Source organism: Micromonospora sp. NPDC049799 (assembly GCF_040656655.1).
GTDB lineage: Bacteria > Actinomycetota > Actinomycetes > Mycobacteriales > Micromonosporaceae > Micromonospora.
On sequence record NZ_JBFAMU010000797.1, the window covers coordinates 1 to 1,575 of the forward strand.

At 73.8% G+C, this 1,575-nt stretch carries 2 protein-coding genes and 1 pseudogene; 1 reads left to right on the forward strand and 2 read right to left on the reverse strand.

Features of this window, described 5'->3' with window-relative positions:
* Window positions 1–112: 112 nt before the first annotated feature.
* Both AB0I76_RS29550 and AB0I76_RS29555 read right to left on the reverse strand, forming a co-directional pair.
* The gene (locus tag AB0I76_RS29550; protein WP_357042322.1) at window positions 113–406 is read right to left on the reverse strand and encodes a WXG100 family type VII secretion target; all 294 of its coding nucleotides are present in this window, start codon (window positions 404–406) and stop codon (window positions 113–115) included.
* Window positions 407–433: 27 nt separating this feature from the next.
* Window positions 434–754: a WXG100 family type VII secretion target gene (locus AB0I76_RS29555; RefSeq protein ID WP_357042325.1), complete on the reverse strand. Its 321-nt coding sequence runs from the start codon at window positions 752–754 to the stop codon at window positions 434–436.
* Window positions 755–1,014: 260 nt separating this feature from the next.
* Between AB0I76_RS29555 and AB0I76_RS29560 the strand changes: the two are divergent.
* A pseudogene (locus AB0I76_RS29560) lies at window positions 1,015–1,575 on the forward strand (type VII secretion protein EccE); the annotation flags it as partial.

Here is a 1,575-nt window from a genome sequence, read left to right on the forward strand (position 1 = left end):
TGAGCAGCAGCCACAGGACGTGCACGGTGCCCTCGGCGAGCCGGACGCCGCCGACCAGCAGTGCGCCGCGAATCTGGTGGCCGAGCAGGGCCGACGCCACCGTGCGCGGGTGTCACTGGAACAGGCCGACGTTCCTCTTCTCGGTGTCGAGGTAGTCGGTCGCGGAGTCGTCGACCGCGAGCTTGATGTCGCGGAGCATGGTCTGCAGATCCTGCGAGGCGGAACGCCAGCGGGCCTGCCGCTGCTCGTACGCCTGCCGCGCCTCACCGGACCAGCTCGCCACGAGCGGGGCGGCGTCCCGTTCGAGCTGCCCGAGCTGTGAGTCGAGCATGTTCAGTGCCTTGTGGATGTCCGCACCGGCCTGTTGCAGCGCGGCGAAGTTGACGACCAGCACACCGTGGTCCATCGGATGGTTCCTCCCCCTGGTCGGGAACTACAGCGGCAGCTGGATGCCGCCGCGGTTGGTGGTGGACACCCGGCTGGCGGCCTCCGTGTCCGAGACGTCGTACTGCTGGCCGGCGGTGCGGATCGCGGTGGCGGTCTCCCGCAGGGCCCGCTGGAGCGCCGCCTGGTCCTGCGCCCACTGCTGCTTGACCTGCTCGAACGAGCGCCCACCGGCACCGCGCCACGCCTGCTGCAACACCTCCAGCTCGGCCATCAGCCCGCTGAGCATCGACTGCAACGACTGGTCCACCTGCTCGAACTTCGCGGCGGTCTGCTGCATGACCGCGGCTTCTGCCTGGGTCTGGGACACCCGGACGTCACCTCGTCTCCTGTGTCGTGGCTGGCCGTCGGCGCGCCCGCTCCGGGAGCGCGCCGCTCGCGCCACCCCCGGAGGGTCGAGCACGGCGGGCGCGGGTCAGCCAAACTCGTCGCTGACGGTAGCCGCCCGATGGCGGTTCTGCTACCCCCTGGCGCTCCCCTGTGGACAACGCGGGTTCCCGCTCGATCGGCCGGGACCCTTACGATGAGCGGCAGCCGCGTCGCGGCGAGTGATCGGGTTGAGGAGGCGCGGTGCCGGCCACCACCACGAACGCCCGGGGGTCGACCCCGGGCGACGGTCCGGAGAGGACGACGCCGGGTCCCGGCCGACCGCGGCCGTCCGCGACCGGAGACCCCCGGTCGGGCAGCGCCGGCCGCCGGGTTCGTCCCCGGATCCGGGCCGGTCAGATCGTCGCCGCGCAGGTGGCGCTCGCCGCGCCGGTGGCCGCCGTCGGCCGGGGTGCGCTGCCGATGCTCGCGGCTGTGGCGCTGGTTCTCATGGTGCTGCCGGCGGCCTGGGTACGGCTGCGTGGCCGATGGCTCTTCGAGTGGCTCGGCGCCAGCCTGGGCTACCTGACCCGTCGGCGCACCCTGCCGGCACACGCCGGGCCGGCCGCGCTGCTCGGCCTGGTCGCGGACACGCTCGTCCGCCCGGTGGAGCTGGCCGGCGGGTCCGCCGCCGTGCTGGACGACGGCACCGGCATGGTGGCGGTCCTGGAGCTGGGCGACCCGGGCGACCTGCTCGGCACCGACGACCCGACGCTGATCAGCCGCGCGGGCGCCGACCTGCTGCACCGCCTGCCGCAGGTCGCC

What these genes read in the sequence shown, in the direction of transcription:
- AB0I76_RS29550 (WP_357042322.1), bottom strand. Translation starts at nt 406, where the DNA reads ATGGACCACGGTGTGCTGGTCGTCAACTTCGCCGCGCTGCAACAGGCC.